This is a genomic window from Chitinophaga sp. LS1 (assembly GCF_034274695.1).
Classification (GTDB): Bacteria; Bacteroidota; Bacteroidia; order Chitinophagales; family Chitinophagaceae; genus Chitinophaga.
This window is the reverse complement of record NZ_CP128362.1, coordinates 8,580,647-8,606,706: the sequence shown is the minus strand read 5'-3', so window position 1 is coordinate 8,606,706 and position 26,060 is coordinate 8,580,647. Positions and strand designations below refer to the sequence as shown.

Sequence of the window (26,060 nt, the reverse complement as noted above, 5' to 3'; positions counted from 1 at the left end):
TGTTATAGTGACCGCAATCCAGCGATCATTAAAGCAATCAGTTATGAGAAAAATTCGGACGACCTTCGATCAGCTCATTTTTGACGCAGGCGAAGTGTTATTAAACAAATTACTAAGGACCAGGAACACCGTCATTTGGTATCGTGTTTACTGGCGACGAATGTATCGTCAGTTACTTGCCCAGGGCATCAGCGAGTTTACTTCCGCTGTTGGTAGACAATATCTAGTCAATCAGTTTGGTGAGTTAGACTATGCCACCCTTTCCAAGCGCGACAAAGACTTGATGAAGATCATCAATGTGCTCTGTGAGTTCTACGATACCGGAACCCTCGTGAGTTATAAAGAACGGATCGTTCTGGACGGTCCAATCGGCCAACTGGTAAATCAGTTCGTCGCTCACCTGGTATCACTTCGGTTGAAGCCATCAACGATAAATGAGCGCAAGCACTACCTAAGCCGGTTTTGTATTTCTCTTAACGAGAAGGGTTTGATATCCATGGATCAATTAGACAAGTTCGTTATTCTTGATTATCTTAAAACCTTGGATGTACGCCGGCCGACCGTTGCTCATATGACCTTAAGAGCGATAAAGACCTTTTTAAGGTATCTTTTTGAACAAGGAATACTAAAAACGGATACTTCACTTTCTGTACCCAAGGACAATTATAAGAAGCAAGCAAAACTACCCTCTGTCTTCAAAACGGATGAGATCCAGCAAATGATCGGTTCAATTGACAGGTCTAATGCCTGTGGCAAACGCAATTATGCGATTGTCCTGCTTGCTGCCAGGCTTGGCCTCAGAGCTTCCGACATCGCTGGGATGAGATTTGAGAACCTGCATTGGGAGCAAAGTACGATCCTGTTCAACCAGTACAAGACAGGTCGGGAACTACAGCTTCCATTGCTTGCAGAAGTTGGCGAAGCGATCATTGATTACCTTAAGTATGGTCGACCTGTATCTGAAGAACCTTATGTATTCTTGCTGGCCCGATCTCCGTTCGGACGAATACACAGTTCCAGTGTAACAAATCTTGTTAATACTGCATTTGTCGCATCAGGTGTTAACATCATGCATCGCCATTATGGTCCTCATGCGCTTCGTCACAGTCTTGCCGGCCTACTGCTGGAGCAAAGTACAGTATTGCCCGTGATCACCGAAGTATTAGGGCATGAGAGCTCCTGTTCAACAAAGTATTACTTGCGGGTAGACTTGAACTCAATGAAACAATGCATGCTTGATGTGCCAGCTGTCCCCAACGACTTTTACAGTCAGAAAGGAGGATACTTTTATGCGTAAGCATTTCATGGGCATTTATGCACCATATATTGAACAATACCTGGCTTATAAAAGGCAGTTAGGTTTCAAACAGGTAACAGAAGAAACTATACTTGCCATCTTTGATCGTTTTACGATTGAGCGAGGGGAAGATCGGTTAGGTATTACTCCTGATCTTTCAAAAGCGTGGATGCAAGCCGCCAATAACCTGTCGTCATCGTACAAATTCCATAGAGCTATACTCCTCAATCAGTTGGCAACTTTCCTTAATGAAAAGGGTATTCCTTCATACGTGATGCGTTTACCATTATGCAAAATGGAGTTTACGCCATATATCTATTCACAGGATGAGCTTCGACGACTTTTTGATGCGGCAGATAACTTCCGGGTAAAAAAGGGTCTTCGACAAGTCATGTTTACTATGCCTGCACTTCTAAGATTACTTTATGCGACAGGGCTAAGAGGTGGAGAAGCTTTAGAACTAACCATAAGCAATGTGAACCTGGATGATCAATTCATTATTGTATGTGATAGTAAGAATGGTCAGGAGCGTGCTATCCCTTTCTCAGATTCTCTGGCAGTTGTACTGAGACAATATGTCTCCTATAGAAACCAACTACCTGCGAGCCTGGTGAAAGATGATCACTTTTTCATTGCACCTGATGGAAGGAGGATCAAACACGATTGCTTCAGTCACTGGTTCGGTCGTTTGTTGACCATTGCAGGTATCCCGAGAGGACGAGGTGTGACACCGCATGCATTGCGTCATTCATTCAGCGTGCACTCTTTGGCAATGATGGCAGAGCGGGGAACAGATATTTATTGTTCGTTACCGGTGTTATCTACCTACCTTGGACATAAAGCGATCGAATCGACAAACCACTACGTCAGGTTGGTTTCTGCGATGTACCCTGGCTTGCTAAAAGACGTGGACAGGATATGTATTAACGTTTTCCCAAATAAGACAGCTTATGAAACCTACTGACTTTTCAAAATATCTGTCCGGTTTTCTGATGGGATATTTGTCGCACGAACGCGGTGCCAGTAAAAACACGATCTGTGCTTACCGGGACACTTTCGTCCTGTTCATCGCCTACATGGAGACGCAAAACATTATGGTATCTCGGCTGACATTGCAAACGATCACTCAGGCAACTGTCGTTGGCTTCCTCGATTGGCTGCAAGTAGAACGCAAGAACGGCAATGCGACACGAAATGCAAGACTAGCTGCTATCCATGCTTTTTTTAGCTACATCCAGTATCAACATCCGGAGCATTTGCATGAATGCCAGAAGATACTGAACATACCGATGAAACGAAAGGTCAGTGTTCCAATGAACTATCTGTCTGTCGATGCAATAAAGGTACTTTTACAACAACCAGATATACGCACCATCAAAGGCAGACGCGACCTGGCTTTGCTTTCCCTGATGTACGATACAGGTGCACGGGTACAGGAGATCATTGATTTGAAGCCATCCAGTCTGAGACTTGATAAACTGAGTACTATCCGAATCTCCGGTAAAGGTAATAAGACCCGAATCGTCCCAATGCTTGACGAGCAGGTAAAGTTGTTAAAACCTTACCTGGCAGAGCACGAACTTGGCCAGGCTTGCAATAATGAGCATCCCTTGTTCTTTAATAACCGAGGTGATAAACTTACCCGTGCTGGAGTGAATTATATTCTGTTCAAATATGTGACAATGGCCAAGATAAACAGCGATGTTCATTTGTCAGGTAAGATCAGTTGTCACGTGCTGCGGCATTCAAAAGCAATTCATTTGTTGCAGGCTGGTGTTAATCTTGTATACATAAGGGATATTCTAGGTCATGTATCTGTTCAAACGACAGAGATCTACGCCCGGGCCGATTCTCGTGCCAAACGAGAAGCTATTCAAAAGGCTTATATATCCGTTGTGCCTGAAAAAGCACCTGTTTGGCTGTCGAATGAGCACCTACTTGACTGGCTTAAGCAATTTTAACCCAGTTTATTATGTAAAGTTATGTGACAGAAAAATCGTTGCTCGGTTGGAAATACAAGCAATAAATTGTTACATACTTTACATAATACTCAGCTATGCATAACCTAAGTTATGTAAAGCTTTACAGTGCGACCTGCAAAGGTCACTTTTGGATTGTTTTTATGGGAAACCATAAGTTAAACCTACCCTTCCACGGGTAGTAACCTACCGGGGCCTGCGTCTTAGGTAACTGAGGGGTAGGAAGCCCCCGGGACAATGTACCGAGCAGTCTTGTGACTGGCTTTTGAAGTCCGTGAGGAACTTGAAAGAACCGATAAACTCAATCGGTGTAGGGCTAGGTTGGGTGGTATGCGTAAAGTAATTGAACGAACACTTGAATCATCGTAATTTACAAGAAGCTTAAGAGTTTGAAAAGCTTCAGCCAAAAGGCAACGACATGGGTTAAACTGCTTGTAAATCAGTTTACGTGGACAACCAACATGTTCGGTGAAAAGTTCGACGCTAACCCATCCGTGTCCAAAAGTGGCAACAGGGGAACCCCATGTACCGCCCTGTGAATAGGGCAGGTTTCCTGTAAAGGGAACTGTTGGGAAGTGGGAGTAAGAATGGGCAAAAAGCGAAGGGGTGGCTGTAATGGTTGCCATAAGGGTTGAAACATAATCCTACGGTGAAAACCGGCTAACGTGCCTAAGGTCTGTTTATCGTAATTAAAACAGAAGAACTTCAAATCAGGAAGGCAAGCAAATGATTGCAACCAATAAAAAGCCGGCAAAACTGGTAAATAAAAAGTCTGCGAATGCGGTCCTCAGGTCTGCGGAAAATTGGGATTCCATCAAATGGAGTTACCACCGCACAATCGTCAAGAAGCTTCAGTTGAGGATTGCGAAGGCTACACAGTTAAAGAAGTTCAGGAAGGTTAAAACCCTCCAATGGCTCCTTACACATTCCTTTTCTGCCAAATTGCTGGCAGTAAGGAATGTTATGCAAAACAAAGGGAGTAAAACACCAGGAGTGGATGGCATCATTATCAAAACACCAGAAGAAAAGCTAACATTAGCAAAGAACATGAAGCGTAGGGGATACCAACCTTCACCGCTCAGACGCATCTATATTCCAAAAGCCGGCAATATGAAAAAGCTCAGGCCGTTAGGAATTCCTACCATTACTGACAGGTGCCAGCAAGCACTATACACGTTGGCTCTGATACCAGTATCCGAAGTCACCGCAGATCTGAACAGTTATGGCTTTCGTCCCCAAAGAAGCTGCGCTGATGCTATAGCCCAATCTTTTATTACATTGGCAAGAAGGGGGTCTCCTACATGGATACTGGAGGGTGACATAAAGGGATGCTTCGACCATATCAGTCACGAATGGATGGACAACAATATTTGCCTAGACAAAGTGATTATGAACAAATGGTTAAAAGCTGGATTTATCGAAACCGGCAAGCTATTTCCTTCACTAGATGGTATTCCCCAGGGTGGGATGGTTTCGCCCGTCATGTGTAACATGACACTGGACGGGATCGCGCAAATGTTAGCAAACAACTTTAAGCAACACAAGGGCATCACCTTCATCAGATATGCAGACGACTTCATCGTAACAGGACATTCTAAAGAAACACTGGAAAAGGAGGTCAAACCGGCTATTACAGCCTTTTTGAAAGAAAGGGGACTGGAACTATCAGAAGAAAAGACCAAAGTCACCCATATAACAGAAGGCTTTGACTTCCTCGGACAAAACGTGCGCAAATACCCCTCTCGGGGAAAGCTCAAACTCCTGATTAAACCCTCGGAGAAGAATATTCATTCCTTTCTCGAAAATATCAGGGAATTATTCCATCTGGCGCGGAGCACCACACAAGCCCAACTCATCCAAAAACTAAATCCCAAAATCAGAGGATGGGCCAACTTCCATCGAGGTGTTGTATCAAAAAAGACCTTTTCCAGAATTGACAATGAAATTTGGCACTTGAGTCTTCGATGGGCCAAACGCCGTCATTCAAATAAGAGCGTAAAGTGGATACTATCGAAATACTATAAACGTATTAAAGGGGTAAACCACAGGTTCAGCGGCAATGATTTACAAAAGAATGGAATACTACAAGAAGTACCTCTCTTTTTGATGTCTTACACATCTATTCGTAGACATGTTAAGATCCTTAAATCAGCACACCCTTTTGACATAAAGTACGATGAATATTTTGAAATGCGAACATCTGAGAAATGGAAGTACAACAGCCAAAGATTAAACATCGAAAAGCACATTGGTAACTTTCAAAAAGGTAAATGCCCCTGCTGTTTGGAAGAATTAAAGGTTAATCAAAACTGGTGTATAAGTCTGAGAAGGAAAGCCTCTAAAGGTGGAGAATACAAATCAGAGAATATGAATGTCATTCACAAAAAGTGTTATGAAAAGTGGCAAACGAAAACATTGCATATGTGAAACCGGCCACCAACAAAAAAGATGGCTTAAAACAGGCTTGAGCCGGATGATGGGAAACTATCATATCCGGTTCTTAGGGGGCAAAAGAGCAGCAATGCTCTTAGCTACCCGATTAAAGTGGGCCGAAAAAACTATCTCTTCTGTGGTTCTCATGATGCTGCACAAAGAGCAGGATTACTTTACTCGTTATTAGTTACCTGCAAACTGAACAATGTCAATCCATATAATTGGCTGAAGGATGTTCTAAGCCAAGATATTAATGAAATGCCTATCAATCGGATCAAAACCTTGCTACCATATAACTGGAAAGGCCAATAATCTTCAGCGAATAGAAGGACTACGCAAAGCTAGTATGAAAAATTGTATTCAAGTTTAAACTGCCCGGAGGCATACAAATACTCTGTCCGGATAATTCAATACACCTCAGGTGGCTTGAAATTATAATTAGCATATTTTATTTTCAATTTTGACGAATCTATTAATTCATTAATGTGATTAATCAAGTCTGCTATGTTTGTGATATAAACGTTGGATATATATACAGATTTTCTTTTTACCCCTATAGTAATATCTAAAATTTTTTGATCTCCATCAGTAATGGAATGGTTAATATATTCCGATTTTAAAGTGTCAATATTAAAAGAAGAGATATAGTTACAAAATTCATTCAATTGATTTTTATCTAAAACCTTTTCGTACAAAACGGAATCTTTTCCATTTTCAAGCTTATCATTAAAAGAAATTCTTAATGTATCCTCATGTATATGGTAAGACCTATTATATGCGAGTGACCCATTAATATTCCATAGATCAATTGTATAGGGATTGATGCATTCTTTTGGAGATTGGTTGCATGAAAGTAAAAATAGTAATCCAATTAATTTTATATTCTTCATTTTTTTATTTGTAGCGAATTTTTATTTCGGTAAAATTCTATTTGGTAAGTTATGTTCCGCTCGAATAATATTTTCCTCCTTTCTTGTATTTAATTCATCATTATCTAAAAGATGGACTTTGTTGGTGATTTCAGGATCTTGTTTACCTGATGATTTATTATCAACTTGCCCATTTACCATATGAGTTGCATGAATCATTTCATGTATTAGTCCAAGGAACGTTGGCCTTTGATGACCTCCATGTACATCGGTAGATGCTTCAGTATTGTATGCATTGAAATAAATGTATACATCAGAACCAGTTCCTTTACTACCATCATCTTTTAAACTTGCAGCATTATCATCCGCAGCGCTTGTTGCATTGCCGTCCATTGTTTCTGAGATCCAAGTAGTTTTATTAGACGAGATTAAGTCAGAAACAATTTTGGTACTTTTACTTGCCGTAATATTGATGGTTGATACAGAGTTTATTTTAGATGGCTGTCCGATAATCTCAGTATTAGATAAAGATATTTCCTTGCTGCCAGCTTTAACCACTTGCCCATTAGTAAGCAACACTAATTTGTCATTTGTTGCTTTTTGCAAAGCCTCAAAAGATTTTTGCCTGAATGTTGCATCACCAATAATCCTTATGTCATTTGCCTGCATTCCATCCGGATCAATAAACCTAATCGGATTATCAAAAGCATAATTATAGGGCGACCATCTTCTCATTTTTTCTGACAAAGGATCTAAAACCATCCATCTACCAATTTGCGGGTCTTGCATCCTCGCGCCATAATCATACCATTCAAGGCCAGACTTATCACTAAACTCTCCACTCTGCAATTCCTTCCCATTATATTTCATCCTGTTCTCGGCATATTTTGCGCCCTTAATAGCCGCTGAACTAATCCCCGCCATTGTCAAACCAAAAGGATAATAATGCGTTTCTTCCAACAAAGGTCCACTATTATGAGATATGATTAAATTATCAAAATAAACATTCTCCGCACTCTCATTGCTTGTATAAATATAAAGAAAACCTGTTTTCTTTATCGCTGTTTTTCCAACAGCCAGTGTTTGCAATTCATCCGGGCTGCCTTGTACCTGTTTTACCCCACTGTTTTCATCTACCATATTGAACATGTCATCGAAGAGGACATAATTTAGATAGGCTTTTGGTTTATTTGAGAGGTTTTCAGCAGGGTCTTTGCTTTTTAGCTGATCATAGTTAGCCGGAGTAATGGAAGCATTGAATGCTGAACTGGCATCTACTACACCATGGGTACCATCTGAAATAGTAGATCCACTGAGTGCCTGAACCAGTGCAGACAGAATATTCTCGCTTGTAGCACTGGATGTATTAGTACCGGTACTCTTATAAAATGCCTTCACTCCTAGTTGAATAGTGTCTCCAGCCATCACGCGTAATACAATAGATGGACCTACTTTCTGTCCACTCACCGCATTGAGTTTTGCTACGTATGTATTGGGATTGGTCGTAGCATCTGCAGGATAACCAGCGGGTATAGCCTCACGGGTATTATCGATGTTGGCAAACAAAGCATTTTCATACCCACTTTTTGCAGTTTCCATAGTGGCTGCATACACACTTGTATCTGTCTGAGCGCCTAAGACAATACGGGTATTTCCCAGGTGGTCCTTTTCGAAGTAATCGTATGCATATTTTACTGCTTTGCCGGAATCGTATACCGGACGAATACGACCCTCTTCGTGAGCGATGTATTGTAAGGTATCTTTTTTATACATGAAAATTCCGTCATAGTCGGAAACGGTTGTAATGGCAGGGGAGACAGAATTGTCAACGACTGTTTTACAAAGTTTGACACCAGTGGCACTATACTGATAGGTGATTGTACCTTTGGCTTGATTATTTTCCAGTATAGTGATTTGTTCAGGGAGGTTGAGATAATTATAGGTAATGGCGCTAATATTCTTATTCAGGTCTTTTATAAGATTGCCGTTTCCATTATAATCATAATCATTTCCTGACAGGTTCTTATCTATAAAGTCACCTAATTTGGCAGTAGCCGTATTGCTTGGATCCTTCACTGATAATAGTTTATTACTATTATCCTGGTACGTGTATGTCAGATCATCTATGGTCGTGCTTGCAGTGCCCACCAGACCTTGTTCTTTTAATGCAGAGATATTACCATTTTCATCATAAGAAATTCCATTAACGGTAAAGTCCACTTTGTCAACAGCCCATGCAGCACCGGCAGTTTTTTGTTCATTGAAAGTAGCTTTTGTGAGTCTGTTGATGGCGTCATAATTGTAACCATATGCTCTTGCAATACCATTTGAAAGGGATTTCCATTTAGTGCCAGCAATGTTTCCGTTAAATTGCATGAAGTCAAAACCATTATCATAATTAAGTTCTTCTCCAAACCAGTTACCTGTGTTTGACGAATTGACAAATGCTTTATTGATACCAAGTAACCAGCCACGGATATTATAGGTGTATGTGAGGGTATCGAGCTGTGTCGAAGTGCCGGTTACCCCCAATCTTTTTTGTTGGATAAATCCGAGTTCATTATAAGCTGTAGCGAATATTGTTTGATCTGTATTCGCATTGTCATTTAATCTGGTTTTGTTACTAATGAGATGCCCGGCATCATCGTACGTCAGCATCGTCAATACATTAGTTTGAGGTGTTGCTTTGCCCGAAGGATTGGTATGTGTTATATTAGTACTTAGTAACTTGTTATTAAAGTCATACAGGGAGCTTTGTATGTTTTTACCCCCGACATTGTTATCAGCAATAGCTTGAATAGTGCGGCCCTCGTCATCGTAATATGTAGTCGTAGTCAACCAATTGTCAGTTCCAATCACCCTAACTTTGCTACCAGTAGTGAGGGTATTAATTCTTGCGCTCTGTGACGTGGCCGGCTGACTATATGGGTTGTTACCTGCCTGAAGTTTTGGTAAGTCGCCACTTACAAATGTTTGGACACCGCTATAATTATAATTATCGTAAAAAGTATAAGTAAGTGGTGTAAGTGCTGACGTTGAAATATTCGGAATTGGATTAGTTGCTACCAGGTTAGTAATTCCACCTCCATTCACAATATATGCTTCTATTTCAGCTGCATCGGGACTAGAATATCCAGCATCAAATGTAATTGAATTGGTAGCCCTATATGGATTGTCTGTGCTTTTATAAGCAGTTACAACTAAGTCAGCAGGTATGGATGATAAATTTAGATTTATTGTAGCAGTGTCGTCTAAGTTAGTAGTTATACTGCATTGTAAAGCATCTCTCGTAGCGGTTGAAGTGTAGATTGCTGTTTCGTATGGCCGATTTAACCCATCGTAAAAAGTAGTGAACCATTCAGGACTGGACTTTTGTCTTTGCACAGCATCTTGTGTGAATACTAATCTATCCCTGCTATCATATGCCATATAAACTGCGCCAGCACCTGGGATTTTTTTATCAATCAATCGCCCACGTGCATCATATTGGTATTGATAACACAGCTCATCTGCTATAGTTTGAGAAATGACCCAATTTGACGATGAAATTTTTTGAACAGCCAGAGGAGAGATGACAAACCGTAGGTTGTTCATATCGTCATATACATAATAAGTGCATAGCCATCCGTCGTGTGCAGGACCAGGAGAATCTGCCAGCTGCATTTTTTTCAATATTAACTGCCCATTTTTATCCTTATACTCTATTGACTGATGACCAGCTTCATCAATGACGACGTTTTTTATGAGCTGACCTGGGTTATAGGTTGTTGAACTGGTAGGAATTATAGTATTGCTTGCACCATAGCTAACATCCCCAGAGCATGTTTTTCTGGTAATACCTATATTCCATATCCGAACAGCATCATCATTACTATTATAGTAATACTTCATTTCTATCGGATGATTCCCGCCAGTTTTCGCCCAGCTATCGCCTGGTGCCCAGGTTTTGAGTACCCGGTTTAAAGGAGAGTTTTCGTATTCAGTCTGGCTATAGTATACATGTTCATCTGCTATACCTGGGTTAAGATTAACATCCTGGTAGAAAGATGCCTGTGCCGCAAATGGGTCTGATTTTATTTTCCCATTGTGCGCACTGTCTTTTTGTTGTACATATGGCAGGTATTTATATTGTTCTCTACCCAGGGAATCGTATGCAACAGTCGTCACCATGTCATTCCCTTTGGGACTTATTCTTCTGACGACTGTTTGGAAAGGGCGGCCTAAACCATCCAGGTACTGAGTGGTCAGTTTTACATCAGCAGTGGATCGGCTTGTATCAAATACTGCATTTGGATCGGTTGTAATCATAGCAGGTGTCCAAACACGCACCGAACTTGCTTTTAATGTTTTCAAAGGTCCAGGCTTTGCCACGGGTATGGCCAGTGTGCGTGGTGCTGTTGATGGCACCTGTGCCATGCCGGGAACAATTGTTCCCAGCAGGCAGTAATATAATAGAGGTAATAATTTAGGCTTTTTCATTTGTTGATTTTTCCAGATTAACATGCACTACTGTTTTTTCAACACTATGCTCACAGTAGGAAGTGCTGTTGGATACCAATATTGTGTGCCGTTAGCTGCAACAGTTTTAGTCGTACCATTGACAGTAACAGACATGGCATTCAATGACACAATTTTAACAGTATATGGTACACCTGAGGGGATTTTCGCGCAGGCATTCAGTGTTGTTTCGGTAACAATCTTGAATGTTTTATTATATACTGTTTCATTGGCTGAATTTGTGACCGTAATAGTGAAGTTGTCTAATGCTGTAGGATCAGGGCTACTGAACAACAATACACAACTAAGACACTGCCCATTTGCATTTGCATAGGCCTGGGAATTGGCGACAGCGTATCTGAACGCCATAGTATTTGCAGTGTCTTTATTGATGGTGGAGGAGTCATGTCTGGCGGGTACGGTGTAGGTTACAACGGTACCAACATATTGGGTATCACATTGTTTGGTCCTGCTGTACTGTTGGGCATCGTTGTAGTAATAGCATAATCCCAGTCTATTTGCCCTGGCGGTTCCACTATCCTTTAATGCAGCTAATGCTGTTGCATTGGCACTATCCAAACTGACTAATGAGGAATAGGTATTGGCTGGTATCGTTGTGGTGACTGCAGTACCTTCTGCCTTTGAATCACTACAATTTGATTTTTTGTAAGTGCCGGTTTGAGCGGTATTATAGTATAAACATTGCCCATTCTGATTGGCGTAGGCCTGACCCAAGGCTGTAAACTTAGCCTCCGCTTTTGCATTTGCATCAGATTGACTGATAGTAGACGTGTCTGTACCAGCTGGTAGTCTATATATAATGGGTAGCTTCGTTGAACTTGAACAATTCTGGTTGTAGAAGGTATCTTCCATCTGCTCACTCAGGTAATAGCTACAATCACCCATTGCATTCGCATAGGTCTGTCCATTTTGATTAATGTCAGCCAGTGCTTTGGCATTAGCATCAGCTACACTTACTCTGGAAGAATATCTACCTGCTTCTACGACATAAGTTACAACAGCACTACCACCCCATGAGCAGGCTTTGTTAAAGTTTTTACTTTGATAATTATTGTAATAGACAGCTCCATCACATTGGTCAATTTCACCGGCGTAATTGTAACAGTACATTTTCAGAATATTCCTGTCCTTATTGCGAATCAGCCTCAGTCGGTTCATGCCATCAAACTCGTAGTACAAAGTATGATTTCCTTCGTCAGACTTGCTACTCATGCCAATGAGCGGATTATAAGTATAAGTGCTCATCTGTGCAGCAGATGGGCGTACTTTGATATCATCAAACCAAACCTTACCGCTACCATTGTTTGCAAGACTGATACCGATACCAGCTATTCCAGAGGGTATTGATATTTCTTTTTCAACATATGCCCATTTACCTGTTTCGGAGGTAGTGATGTTGGCTACATTGGTATAGGAGGTGCTGGTTGCCGTATTTTTTGTCAGGAGATTGATAGTAGCACCAGCTCCATTACTATACACCCATCCAGAAAAACGGAAGGAAGTAGTATTTGGCAGAGACACATTCAGCCAGGTAGAATTTATATAGGTGCCTGAACCGTTGATCAAACCAGCGTATTTACCGGTGTGGGCAACAGTAGCGTCTCTGGTTATGCCTGTCCAGGAACCGGCATCTTCAAAGCCATCATATAATACCTGATTGATAGGTGCCCCCGCGGTTTGAGAGACAGGATAGGTGCCATCAGCTGTCCAGGTGTAAGCAGAGGTGATGCCTTTGTCATCTCTTAGTTGACGGATATTACCATAGGGACCATAGCTCTGATAAGCAATGGTAGTAGCTGGTAAACTGTTGTCGTTTCCTAACTGCCATGCACTATCCATTTTTGGAGCGATCAGACTATCGTTGGTTCCCCAGCTATTACCGAACAAGGTGTGTTTATAGCTCAATAAATTGCTATTGGTATAATTACCCTGCCAGTAAGGTTGGCGAATCATATTTCTATATACCATGCTATTGAGAACGGATGCATTACCGTCAGTAGCTGCATGTTCTCCTGGATAATATATTTTGTTAACGATCGTATCACGCTTGCTATTGATCCTTGTAATTGATCTGGGATAGTTTTTATTATTATAGGTGTAGTTGACTACATTTTCAAACATGGTTCCATTGTCATCATATTCACGAACGGTGGTTGCGGCTATATTACGAGCCCCGCTTTTTAAGGGTATATAGCTAAATCCAAAGCTATTTTGGGCGGTTTCGTCTCCACATAGGTCGTCCAGGTATATCCGTTTTGGATAAATGAGGATAGCCGTATCAATTGAGAGATTATTAACCCCATATGAGTTATTGGTCCATTTAATAAGACTGAAAGTACTGTCAGCGATATTAAACCTGAATACTTTTTCATCCAGCAGCAGCTCATCTGCCAATGAATTATCCACTCTTTCCTTGCCTCCAAAGGTACTGGGATTTGCAATCGTTGTATAATCTGTTGGCAGTGCATACTGATACATTGTCAAACCATTGGGCTTGTCGTTGTTATACTCATATTTATACACATAGTTGTATACAACATTTGCTCCCTGGAATGTAACAGCCGGATAATATGACTGGCCATAGAAGGTATACCGGTAACCTAATGTAGAAATACATGATGCAGTGCCATGAACCATATTTCTGTAAGTTTCAATGCCAGTATAGTTTTTGCTACGGATCTCATCTGCTGGTATCAACAAGGCACCTCCTTCATTTTGTGATGGTCCGTATTTATATACTTCTTTTTTCTGGAGGATATTGTCTAAATTATATGATTCGATAGATTCGATTCTAATACCCCCGCCCATTGAACTTGTTCCTACCTGGTTAAGGATGGACATACTTATGGTCGCTTTTATACTAGTAGTGCTATAATCATCAATATAAAGGCGCAATTTGTAGGTATGACTGGAATCGCAATTGTATGAAGCGGTAATTATTTCAGGCGATGTGCCATTTCCTTTTGCATCTAAAGACAATGGCAATTGGCTGGTGGTGCTGATGTCCAGGTCATATAATTCCACTAATTGAGCATTCGTCTTTGAATTCGGTGAGTGTGTGGAGTAAGTAAGATTGATAACAATTGAGTTTGTGAGACTCTTATTGAAGGGAGGCTTTACCTGAAAGATAATACTTGTATCATGAATTGATTGCCTGGATGCAGATAATCCTGTAAACGTGACATCTACCAGGTTCTGTAAGCTGGTATATGTGGAGACATCGTAATACCTGGAAATGCCAAAATTATACTTTGTATAACCTCCAGTAGGATAAATAACCTTGTTGAGTGTTCCTGCAAGAATTGCGGTTGCAGAAGGTTCCCTGTTTGCAATACCAAGATTCCCAAAATTTTGAAGAAATTCTTTTTCCGGAAGTGCCTGTGGTAACAACGTAAACTGATTAGCATTCCCGTTATAGAAACCCCACCAGTCTACACCATTGGAGGCGGTATTTGGTAGTGTAGTATTGTCATATTCAAAACTATAACGTTCTGGTTGTTGTCCTTCCATATCCTCCTTTGAAAAAGAAAGAAGTTTTAACCTGTAATCACCAAATGTTGGATAGCTGTTCCCATCATAGAAGTAGTCATATGCCATGGTTGCTTTTTTAATACGTTGATAGCTACCATTATCATTGCTATATACCACAATGCTGTCCAGCGCATTACCACCGTAATCTAAACGGACTGTACCCGCGTAGAACCTGACTTTTCCCTGACGGAAAGTGATTTCTGATATTTTGGGCGTATTGCTATAGGAGTAGGAATAGGATTTTATTGCATCATCGGGCACATAGCCGCCTTGTTCATCCTGTTTTTGATTATAATGATACAACTTGCTATAAGAATGTGTTTCATCTAGTCCCCTGTCCGCAGAATTAGTATCTGCCACATAGGTGAATGTCACAGTATCTTTTGAGTCGTTGGAAATGATACTTGTCAGGTTCCAGCCAACAATATGTCGTTTTACGCCTTGGTCATCGGAAAACGAATAGAGCTTTTGTTCAAATTTATAGCGCGTACCGTCATCGTCAGTAACCTGATAATTATTGTCGCTTGTTCTGGTGATGATGACAGGCTGATAAGGGGCGGTTACAAATTTCTTATCTCGCCTGGAGTAATAGAACCGGCAGGATTTACCAGGTATACTTAGGTTGAAGAAATCTGGTTGTAAATCAAGGCCGCCGCTTTCTCCCCAGGAACGCATCAGGTAATAATCATTGATCAGTTCAACCGTGTCAATATTGATGTAATGGTTAAACCAGCCTTTAGCTGTGGTTTCATCCTCTAAGCCACGGATGGATCTGGAAATGTTTCCGCCGGGCATGCAAGTCCATCCGAGGCCTACCCAGGTTGCTTTTTGTCCGACTTTTATACCTGACGCATGGTAACTGAGTGTAATGGGAACTCTAATCTTCCCTGTATTAATCTCGTAGATCGGATAAGAGATTTGTGGAACACCAGTATACATGCTGACAGGAGTACTGGTATATTTAAATAATTCTGCCTGATCCGCGGGAAGAGGAACGACAGGATTGACCTGTGCCGTGACGAAGTTCATAGCAATGACAGATAGGAATAAGGAGAATACAATTTTTTTCATTATAAATACTAATGGTATAGGGAATGGGTCTGGGATGGTAAATAATATCATCAGAGAACCAACGGTTTGCGAATAAGGGTATATCATTTTGATGCTCATGACAATATAGCAGGAAAAGATACAGGGAAACCCGGGTTATAGGTTGGGTTTGATAGTAAAAGTATTTATAGTTGGGGATAAATGTTATAACATGTAGGTTGTATAATTGAATGATTGACGGTCTTACAGTACCTATTAGAAATTAAATCTCGTAACTTATAGTGCAGTTGGGCCGATATAATATTTCAAATCATTTGTCAATCTCTAAATTTCCAAGTCGAATCTACGGGAGCATACATAGCATTGTAGTTGTATGGCCTTGAAAAAGTAATTCACTCAGAGGATTATCAATAATAGACGAAGGTGTTTAGAAGCTCTTTCACCTCTTATTTTCACTAAACCAAATGAAGTTTAGTGATTTCGAACCAACAGAATCCTTTACCAGTTTGAATTCTAATTCTTTTGGGCAAAAAGAGAAAATTGGATAAAACTACAAGACCCGCTCATAGAGCGGGTCTTGTAGTTTTGCGGGCTATCGGGGACGAAGTTCGAACCGATTTATAGAGAATTTATCTAAAATTCATGAATATATTAGTGAGATGCAGTACTAAACTCATTATTGACTATCTTATCCGTCATTCCAGAGATGAGGTTTTTTATGGCCAGGGTTCCAAGAGCAAACTATATTTTTCAGGCATTTGCTAATTTCTCGGCTAGTTTTAACAGGCCTATCTTGTTTTTAATGAACTTTAAGGCTGTATTCATTTCTAGCAGTTTAAAGAGTTAATGAAAGTGTGGTAACTTAAAGTTAACCCTAACTGTCAGATTAAATCAGAGCTATTTCAAATCATATTCGGATATTTACCTTCTTCGTCAATTAAAACTCCTATACCAGCTTATCGTACATCTCTGACCAAATATCCTTTTCCTTCCAACTCCTCGGTAAATTGTCCTTTAAAGGAAAATTTCTTAAGTGTATCTGCGATTAGCTGTACTATTTCCTTGTCTCTTACTTTATATTCTGGCAGCCATTCTTGAATATAACTGAGGTAGCGTTCTAATAAGATATAAATTTCTTTTTGATAGTCTGTCGCCGACTGGCTTATCAAAGAACGTAAATAGTCAAATTTCTCAATGATCGCTTTTAATGCATTTTTATAGACCGTATGCTCATTAAATTTATGCATCGCATGATATGCGATTGCTTTTATATCGTTGATGATATAAGCGTTCAATTTATTGTTCCGAAATAAGAAGTCAACCCCCCGCATTTCATAGTGGAAGGGAACCAGACTTCTGATATAATCCATTTCCTGGTCAATGGCAAGTGAGCCAAATGGATAGATTTCTGAGGCAATATCCAAATCCAGTTTCGGCAAAAATTTCTCGAATTGTGTCTGCGCGTTATTGCCGTTTATTTGCAGAAGATAAACCTTGGTGTTCCGGGTATTTTCCGAAGACAATATTGAAAGGTTGGTGACTGAATAAAATTTTGATATCTCTTTATAAAGAGACATTTTCTTATAAGTGAACACCAGGTCAAAAGTGATCGCTAACTGATAATAAGTCGAGCTGAGAAAGAATGAAGTTTTATCCGTCGGAAAGCGTTCATCTTTAGGGTAGTCATATTGAATTGCTGGCAAATACACCTTGATAACGATGTCATCCCACCATTCCCTCAATACGTTGATGACACGTTCGCTCACGGTATCTTCATTAAACTGTAATGATTTCGCTAGGAATTGCGACATAACGACTATAAACCGGATGCCATCATAATGATGTTCGGTGCTCTGGTAAATATTAAAGTCTGCAAAATTTTTGACATAAAAATTCTCTACTTCATAGTACATATTGACGATCATTAAAGCGGCCGTCTCGTTACGCTCTTTAATCGCTACATTGAAAAGCGGCCGCAGGAGATCATCTAATTTTTCGTAAAATGCATTCGGATGAAATTTTTTCTCCTTTTTATAATCCTCATGTATTCTATTTAAATGCGCCAAACAGCCATCCTTAATCGCCCATAAACTCGTTCTATCAAAATCTTTGATCGCAGCTGTGCCAATCTCAATGAGTAAAGTAATAGGGTCCCGCTGGTAGTGGCTGTTTTTATCCCCATGCTCCCACAATACATTCATGTGATAACTCAAAGACCAGTCCACATTGAAATCCCTGATCAGCTCCTTAATGTTATTGCGGTTTTGCGAAGAACGGAGCAATAATATCAACGTGGGAATGATCGATAATACCAGCACGACCGACACCAAAAGTGAAATGATGAACAGGCTGTCTCCATAGCTATTTCTAGCTGAACCCTCTTTCAAGTACCCGCTGGTATACAGTAGCAACACCATATCGCAGATGAATAAAGTGAAGATATATTTTATCTGTCTACTGGTGAAAAACCTGAGAAAAGTTAACCTGCCAAAATATTTATAAAAAACATTAAAAGACAAGACAATAAAAGAAAATACAATACCGACAAAGATGCTTACGGTGCGTAGGGTGTTTTCAACGATGTAAAGCTCCGTAGCCAATGATGGAATCGTGAGGTACAGCGGTTTCTGATACCAAAGAAAATAGGCGGCAGTGATGGCAAATCCTATAATGATAACTACCCGGAAATCAATGACAACAAATTCCTTGATACGAATTTGATGTTTGAGTCGGTACTCTGCCATCCAATAACCCCGCTGGAGCAATTTCCAAAGTCGAATGAATGGCCAAGCAAGCCATTTAAGGATTGTTCGAATAACTGAGGTTAGGGGCTTGGCTTTTGTTACTGATTCCATGATAACTATAAATATGGTTTATTTAAAGATACGCATAGTGAATTGTATTCATGCAAGCATTTTTTATGCAATCTAAAGATGTGACCTTACCAAATACAAAAAACCTCCAGATTTCACATCCGAAGGCTCTCAATCTTTTGCCAAACGTCTCCGTTTATTTAGCGGAGAAAAGGCATTCGCCCCTAGACCTGTTATAGTCAAAATCATTTAAGCCATGCCTGGCAAAATCTGATCTCCAATATTCTAAACGCAAAACAGCCTTCAGATGATCCATCTAAAAGCTTCAAAACTTAGCGGGCTACGAGGAGACAACTTTCGAACCGATTTTTGGAAGATTTATCTAAGATTGTTATTTTTATTAGTGAAATTAATTATCAATCCAAGGATTTATAAATACATATAGCTCAGTGGATCTATTACAGCTAATGATTGATGGAAATGAAAATTTTAATAACTCACATGGGTTGCATTCCCCGCAAATAACCAAGAACAAAATTCCGATCAAAGGAGTACTTATTTATATTATCGGCGGCAGCTATCCATGAGTGAGATTTAAATTAGTAGTAAAAATAATAGCAGTAATATACTTAGCTGCAAGGTAATCAGGAAAAATTTCCTGGGCATACGCTTACTAATTCTGGGGAAAGGAGGCTGCTGCCGCGGAGCCATCCTTCCCCCAGAATTCCTTTTCCTCCGGGCGGGCGGGGGGGGAAAACAATGGTGAGTTCATTTAACAAAATGAACATACACCCTATCAGAAATCTAGTAAAATAAAGATCGAGTGGACAATCTCTTTGGAAATACATATAATACAAATGCTGTAAAGGATCGGCGGCTAGAACCAGCTGAATGCTTATTCCGACCAAAGTTTACCAGCATTCTGCTTTAAACCGAAACGGAGTGGTCAATTTCAGCGAAATCTCCACTTAATGTCGAAAAGGACGAAGATTTTGTAACCTGCAAAAAATGTTCTCCCACAATGAAAGCCCCATTTGCAAAATCCGTCTTAAACACTAAATTTAGAGCGGCTATATTTTAAGCCGAACTAAATTAATGATAACACGATCATGAAGACTGGGAGCAGATATTTTTTGGGGATCGGGATTGATCAATACCTTCCGGAAAATAAGATAGGGGATTTAAAAAACTCGAAGGCTGATATTAAAAGGCTGACGCAAGTCTTGGAGAAGAGATATGGATTTAAGCAATTGAGAAGTCCATTGCTCGATGAGGATGCCACCTATGCAAATATCCACCGGGCGCTTGAGGAAAGTTGGGAATGGCATGATGATGAGGACGCAACACTGCTCATTTACTTTGCCGGGCACGGAATTGAGCAGCCCAGGGGAAAGGGACACTGGGTACCCTATGACAGTACGGGGAAACTATCTGATACGATATCCCATGAGGCGATATTGAACTATGTCAGAATGAACCAATGGGCAAAGCACATTATCGTTATATCCGATAGTTGTTTCTCCGGATCACTGACTGATGAGCATTTTCCGCTTCGGCCCAACATGGGAAACCCCAAAAAGCTTTCCTCACGTATCGCTATCTCCGCCGGACGCTTAGAACCTGTAGGAGACGGCGCTCCCGGATTTAACAGCCCCTTTAGCAAGACTCTTTGCTCATACCTTGAAGCCAACACAAAACCCGCTGTATCGATTTACCAGGTAATTGGCCAAATCAAAAAAATTACGCCAAGCAGAAGCTATCAAACACCCCTGGCAACAGAGATTGATTCCTTTGGGAATGAACATGGAGAGTTTTTATTTGAGCTTGACCGAAACAGTGCCCCAAGAGCTTCAGGCCCCTTGGCTATTCCTACCCACCTAGTCCAAAGTGGATACATAGCAAGAACACTAGCCCGTAGGACCGTTGTCGGTGAATTTACCTCTCAGGGCATTGGTTTTCAGGGGTACTCACTCAATGAGGCAATCGAATCGCATAATCACATCGTTGTTATTGGAGAGGCGGGAAGTGGAAAGAGTAGAGAGCTGATCGAGACTGCCAGGTACATGGAGGACTATCATTCTTATCTAGTACCAACTTTCCAAAGTTTGGCAAGCCTCTCACCAGGTTTGCTTATGGCTCAAATTGAACATAGGATAGGTATAGATGGAGAGCAAAGAAGTATATTTTTCCTAGATAGCCTAGATGAGGTTTCGCCAGAGAATTTTGAAGCAACGGTAATCACGATCCTTGATTTGACCAAGCGCTACCCTATGGCAAAGATTATTGTTAGCTGTCGGAAAAATATCTATCTCAGGGATGTTGAAAGGGAAAGCATTGACCTACTACCTGGGTTTCTGACCCTTGAAGTAGATAATCTTGAATACGAGGGAATCATCGCCCTTTTGGGGGCTGAGGGAATTAATGCAGATGAGTTCTTTCAGCAAGTTCAGATCAATCATTTTACAGACTTGATCGGAAAACCCTATAGTCTATTTCAGTTGATCGCAAACTACAAAAAACACCATAACCTGAATGTTGCACGCTGGCTGTTGAATGAACAGACGTTAGTAGAAGGTGGGGTGTTAGTAGGAACACCGATAGAGCGCCTTGTAAAGGGAGTTGCATTTGCACTCTCATATAGCGGAGGAGTTTTCATTACGCAACAAGAGCTTGAGGAACTGGGCTATGAATTGCCCATCTTGGACCAACAATCTATTTTGGTAAGGGACAACGATACCGGTAAATGGTCTTTTACACATAAGAACCTTCAAGAATTCCTATGCGCTAAGCACTTATCGGAGTTGAGTTTTGAGGCACTAATCAAGCTAGTGAGCGAGGAACGCTTAGTCGGGAGGGGTATAAACCCCTTATGGGTTAACATCCTAACTTTTCTATTCAGTATGTGCAATGAGGAATTGCGAAGTGAGTTAGTGGGCTGGCTAAAAGAAAATGACCCCGTCAGCATTTTAAAGTTCGAGCAGGAAAGGCTAAACGAAGATTTACGGGCTACATTATTCCAACAGCTTTATAACAGTTACGTGGAAAAAGACCTTTGGATGATGTCGAACCGCTATACCGTAATTGATTTAGGCCACCTTGCCAATAACGACTCAACTATATCTTTTATCATCGACCAGCTCAGGAATAGACAAACTACTCGAATTGGATTGATGAATCTGGTCTATATCCTGAACTATGTTGACTTAAGCGGCAAGGAAGAACAATGGGAGGAATTTAAACTCTATTTGGCTAGACTTGTTTTCGATATGCGTTTAGACCCCTCCGATCGGTTAGGGGTGGTTAAGCTGATGATTCGTAAAAAAATGGCCGCTAGGGAATTTTATGATAAGGTCTTGACCACCTATAAATCAAATGATAATGCCTACAACCGCGCTATGATTTATAACCTCATTAAGGACATTGAAGATGCGGAAGCACAGGTGTCCTACTTATTGAATGGGCTCCAAATGTTATCTGGGGGTATATCAAGTACAGGTCGTGATTGTACCAACTTGGGTGATGAGGAAAGCGGACTTTTCGATGCTCTACTGACAATTACCTCTTCAGCTGGCATAGGAGATTTAATAGGCAATCTACTCAAGGACGATGCAGAGCTGGTCGGCGTGCTATCCTATCATCACAGAGAGGGCTTCGTGAAAATATTGGATAATTTCAAAAATGCCCTAAATACTGACCAAAACCTTTTGCCAACTCTTATCGACCTGTACATCGGAATCTATAAGGGATATCACTACGACCTGCGGCGAGACTGTGCAAATGTATTTATCTCAACAGGCAACGATGTCTCTGTATTAATGGATATTTGGATTAAGGGTGATCTGGATCCTTATGACTTGGAACAATTGAGCTATCCGCTGCTGTCGCCAAATGGATGCCAGCAGATTGCAGAATCGTTTGTCGCATCAGAGATTAGTGTTGATCGAACGAGGTACTTTCATCGAATGCTATATGATCAACGAAGAAATAGCCCGGAATATTTAAGCTCATTTGAAACGACATCAATCAAAAGGCATGACTTTAGGGGTGATATGCCAGCAGAAATTGATTGGGAAAGAATTCGAGCAGAGCGGAAAGACTATGGTAGGATATTATTAACCGATCCAGAACTTATCAAGGGGGAAGTGAAAGGTGTTTTTCAAATAGCGGGCAAAAATGTGCTTGATCTAAGAAAGATTGGAGAACTAAGTAACACGTCCTTTAAGTCAAGCCAGGACTACGTTCATGAATTTGCGTTTAATCTACTTTACCATATCAGAAAGGAACTGAAGCGTGACCTTTCCCTTGATCTGGTGTTAAATTGGCTATCGAACGAAAAAAAATTGCTTTTCTTTCAATTGGAGCGGTTAGATCAAGTTGCCGATTTAACGCCTCAGATGCTCAACGATACCCAGTTGGAATACATTAGAAAGGCAATGGGCCAATTCCCAGGACATGACAGACTGTTTTGGTCGTTGACGCGAAAGGGTATTTTGGAAGTTGACCAACCTAGATTACTAGATATGTCAAGCCAGTTCGCCTTACCCGCAAATAACCAGATTAACGCGGAGAGCCAATTGGAGATCCTCGAACAGTATATTGGAAAAGATGAGCTGCAAGCAAGGGTATTAACCAATCTTGAGGACGATAGTCGTTTTTCTGTCTGGATCAATAATGCTGCATATGCGTTAAGAAAGCAAATCATAGCGGCCTATGATCTAATTATGAGCAAACTCGCAGAACAGGGAGATCGGCATCAACAAGATGAGCTGATCCATTTTTGGATTAAGGTTACCAATAATTATCAATCGCTTAAATGGTTTGTCGATCAAACGAAATCAATAACCTTAAAGATAGGGGTGCTAAGGGTGATTTCAAAGGCAGAGCAATATCTAGACTTTGTACAGGAGAGGGCACAAGCGCTATTGGCCCAAGGTAATTTGCATGAACATGAGAGACAGCGGCTCGTAAATATCCTAATCGAACAAGATCTGGGAATAGGCTTAAATTTATTGGTTGAGGATTTGACCGCGGGTAGATATTATGATGTCCATTACGCGGATTTTACCAAATTAACGAAAATTGATTTCTTACCGCAATTATTGACGCTATTAAAGCTGGCACAGGAGCCGGTCAATAAAGGTGATGTTTTCAATGATTTGGAAAATACGGTCATTAGTGGGCTGACCAACATAGCAAAGCAATCTATTGCCAATGGAAAGGCCGTATGTCAGGAGTTACGTCAGTTCCAAGTTGATCACATGGAGTCATTTCCCAGACTTACCACTTTGCAATACAGAATTGAGACGATTGAGCAGGAGTGTCTAAATGCGCATAGGGGAGCTAACGAATTTAGCACAGTGATTAGTGCCCTCAAGAATAATACAGCCAAGCCTTAACTCAACACATTTTTGACAGGTTTGCGGGTTTAGAATCATTGTGAATACGATTAAGTTTTCCATATATTTGATATTAATATCAATTTGACGCTTTATGAAGCCATTTATCTTTCAATTCAGGGAAACAGCTGAATCAGCGGACGTGGACTATTCAAAAATTTCATACGATAGTAATCTCAATTTGAACATTGATCTATCAACGGGTAAGCCCGCCATTGATATTTTAAAGATGGGAACCGTTACTGGTACAAAAGTATTAAGTGAGTCATCTGATTCCGATCCAACCAGTTTTCAGGCGATGATGGGCACAGAGTTAGTGACCTTGGTGAGTAATGAGGTTACGGAGAGTGACAAGGATCGCCACAACCTTCATATGTTGATGGCCACATCCACCCAAACGAGAGTGATCCAGGAACAACCAGACAACGATTTTTAATGATCCTGATTATTACCCACAAGCAAGACTATACGGCAGATTACCTCATCAATATCTTAAACCAAAGAAGTATTCCCTACAAAAGGTTCAACTGTGAGGATGTTATGACCTCGGGAGTTAGCCTGTTATATGATGGAAATTTTCAATCAGAAATTTTTGGTGTGAAGAACTTTACCTCAGTATGGTTTCGAAGAACAAAGATACCGTTCATACAAGGGTTGGTTGAGGACGAGGTTACTTATCTACAGGCGGAGTACGATAGCCTGCTAAAAAATATTTTCACAGTCATTGAGGCGAAATGGTTAAGCAGCCCATGGCATGTTTATCGGGCAGAAAATAAGCTGTTTCAGCTGAGGACTGCAATGGAAGTTGGGTTTAAGATTCCTAAAACATTAGTGACAACGGATCATAAAAAGTTGATCTCATTTTCCAACCAAGTGGGGGAAATGATTGTTAAACCAATTTCTGCCACCCGAAGTAGCAGTACAAAGGAGCCGATGTTCATCTATACCAATCGTGTTGAGAAACAACATCTTGAAAATATCTCCAAGTTTGATCTAACCCCTTGTATCTTTCAGGAAGAGATCAGTAAACATGTTGAGCTAAGGGTCACTGTTGTAGGCAAGGATGTTTTTGCAGCATCCGTCGATTCACAACAGAACGAAGAGAGTAAGGTCGACTGGCGGCGTAAGGCACTTAAATTTGAAACATTTTCACTCCCAGCGGAAATCGCCTCAAAATGCATCTCCTTGGTGAGCAATTTAGGGCTTTTGTTCGGTGCTATCGATCTGATATTGTCACCTGATGGATCCTATACGTTCTTGGAGATTAACCCCAATGGACAGTGGGCATGGATTGAAAATGAAACTGGCCTGCAAATCAGCGATGCAATTATCAAAGAATTGATAAATAAGTCTAGCAATGAGTGAGAAGTTAAAAGATTTTTTCCAGTCGCTTGGACTGGGGTATAAGCACCCGGACGCTGGTGCGGATTTGCCTTCTGGCACATATCAAAACCAAAATGATCAGGTAGAAAAACTAAAAACACACAGAGATTTCTTAAAAGGCTTGGAGGAAGAGGAACAAAATCGACTTGATTCGATTGATACAAAGGGCTCACAGCTTATTTCCCAGGTAGGGATTATATTTGCGCTGCTCAGTCTTTTTATCCCATTTATCATGGATAAGACAGCATCGTTCCATGTCACATATAAAGTATTACTGATTATCCTGCTGATATTCTCTGCGCTATTTTATGTGTTAAGTATACACAACGCCCTCAAAAACTACAGACTTAGTGATTTCCAGTATGTTCGTCCAAGTGCCCAAAACGTAATTGATTTTAAAGATAAAAGTGAGGCTGAGTTTCTCGCAGAGGAGATAAGAGATTATTTGTCTGGTAAGACAAGAAATGTCCATAATAACAATAAAAAGGGAACTAATCTTTTGCATGCATACGTTGCGTTCAAATATGCAAACGTGCTTACTGGTCTATTGATTGCGTGTTTCGCTATTGCAATGGTTTTTTACAAACCTGAAAAAAATTCTGTTAGCATCGAGGGCCCAGTAGTCATTAAGGACTTAAGAAGCATTAACGGAGAGCTTAAGCAGTTAGGCAAAAAGAAGGATACAACCATAGTGAATGTACAAATCACGGTGCCGGAGAAAAAGGAAAAGAATTCATTTCGTTAAATTTTTTTGGCAAATGCTGTTGCAATTGACAGCAATTGCAAACACT

13 protein-coding genes are annotated in these 26,060 nt (G+C 40.6%); 9 read left to right on the top strand and 4 right to left on the bottom strand.

All coding sequences use genetic code 11. The features are described 5' to 3' along the window. Positions 1-43 precede the first annotated feature (43 nt). From QQL36_RS35260 to QQL36_RS35900, 5 genes are all read left to right on the top strand, one after another. Complete coding sequence (locus tag QQL36_RS35260; RefSeq protein WP_321568454.1) at positions 44-1,297, top strand: site-specific integrase; 1,254 nt, start codon at positions 44-46, stop codon at positions 1,295-1,297. Then, positions 1,290-2,261: a tyrosine-type recombinase/integrase gene (locus QQL36_RS35255; RefSeq protein ID WP_321568453.1), complete on the top strand. Its 972-nt coding sequence runs from the start codon at positions 1,290-1,292 to the stop codon at positions 2,259-2,261. Before QQL36_RS35260 ends, QQL36_RS35255 begins: the two co-directional genes overlap by 8 nt. Continuing rightward, positions 2,248-3,258, top strand: coding sequence for a site-specific integrase (locus QQL36_RS35250; protein WP_321568452.1), 1,011 nt, complete (start codon positions 2,248-2,250; stop codon positions 3,256-3,258). Before QQL36_RS35255 ends, QQL36_RS35250 begins: the two co-directional genes overlap by 14 nt. 744 nt (positions 3,259-4,002) lie before the next feature. Further along, the gene (gene ltrA, locus QQL36_RS35245; protein WP_321568451.1) at positions 4,003-5,703 is read left to right on the top strand and encodes a group II intron reverse transcriptase/maturase; all 1,701 of its coding nucleotides are present in this window, start codon (positions 4,003-4,005) and stop codon (positions 5,701-5,703) included. 117 nt (positions 5,704-5,820) lie between these two features. Continuing rightward, a complete protein-coding gene (locus tag QQL36_RS35900) occupies positions 5,821-6,021 on the top strand; it encodes a transposase domain-containing protein (protein ID WP_415751047.1) in 201 nt (66 codons plus the stop codon). A gap of 95 nt (positions 6,022-6,116) precedes the next feature. Here the strand turns inward: QQL36_RS35900 and QQL36_RS35240 are convergent, their stop codons facing one another. From QQL36_RS35240 to QQL36_RS35225, 4 genes are all read right to left on the bottom strand, one after another. Beyond that, positions 6,117-6,599 (bottom strand): hypothetical protein, encoded by a 483-nt coding sequence (locus QQL36_RS35240; protein WP_321568450.1) that lies wholly within the window; start codon positions 6,597-6,599, stop codon positions 6,117-6,119. 21 nt (positions 6,600-6,620) lie between these two features. Continuing rightward, on the bottom strand, positions 6,621-11,057 hold the full coding sequence (locus QQL36_RS35235) for a DUF6443 domain-containing protein (RefSeq protein WP_321568449.1): 4,437 nt from the start codon (positions 11,055-11,057) through the stop codon (positions 6,621-6,623). A gap of 27 nt (positions 11,058-11,084) precedes the next feature. Then, positions 11,085-15,698 (bottom strand): DUF5977 domain-containing protein, encoded by a 4,614-nt coding sequence (locus QQL36_RS35230; RefSeq protein WP_321568448.1) that lies wholly within the window; start codon positions 15,696-15,698, stop codon positions 11,085-11,087. Between the two features lie 935 nt (positions 15,699-16,633). Continuing rightward, the gene (locus QQL36_RS35225; protein ID WP_321568447.1) at positions 16,634-18,532 is read right to left on the bottom strand and encodes a hypothetical protein; all 1,899 of its coding nucleotides are present in this window, start codon (positions 18,530-18,532) and stop codon (positions 16,634-16,636) included. A 1,067-nt stretch (positions 18,533-19,599) separates the two neighbouring features. Here QQL36_RS35225 and QQL36_RS35220 point away from each other — a divergent pair. From QQL36_RS35220 to QQL36_RS35205, 4 genes are all read left to right on the top strand, one after another. Beyond that, positions 19,600-23,886, top strand: coding sequence for a caspase family protein (locus QQL36_RS35220; protein ID WP_321568446.1), 4,287 nt, complete (start codon positions 19,600-19,602; stop codon positions 23,884-23,886). 94 nt (positions 23,887-23,980) lie between these two features. Beyond that, the gene (locus tag QQL36_RS35215) at positions 23,981-24,322 is read left to right on the top strand and encodes a hypothetical protein (protein WP_321568445.1); all 342 of its coding nucleotides are present in this window, start codon (positions 23,981-23,983) and stop codon (positions 24,320-24,322) included. Beyond that, a complete protein-coding gene (locus QQL36_RS35210; protein WP_321568444.1) occupies positions 24,322-25,251 on the top strand; it encodes a hypothetical protein in 930 nt (309 codons plus the stop codon). The genes QQL36_RS35215 and QQL36_RS35210 overlap by 1 nt, the downstream gene beginning before the upstream one ends. Then, on the top strand, positions 25,244-26,014 hold the full coding sequence (locus QQL36_RS35205) for a hypothetical protein (protein ID WP_321568443.1): 771 nt from the start codon (positions 25,244-25,246) through the stop codon (positions 26,012-26,014). Before QQL36_RS35210 ends, QQL36_RS35205 begins: the two co-directional genes overlap by 8 nt. Positions 26,015-26,060: the final 46 nt, after the last annotated feature.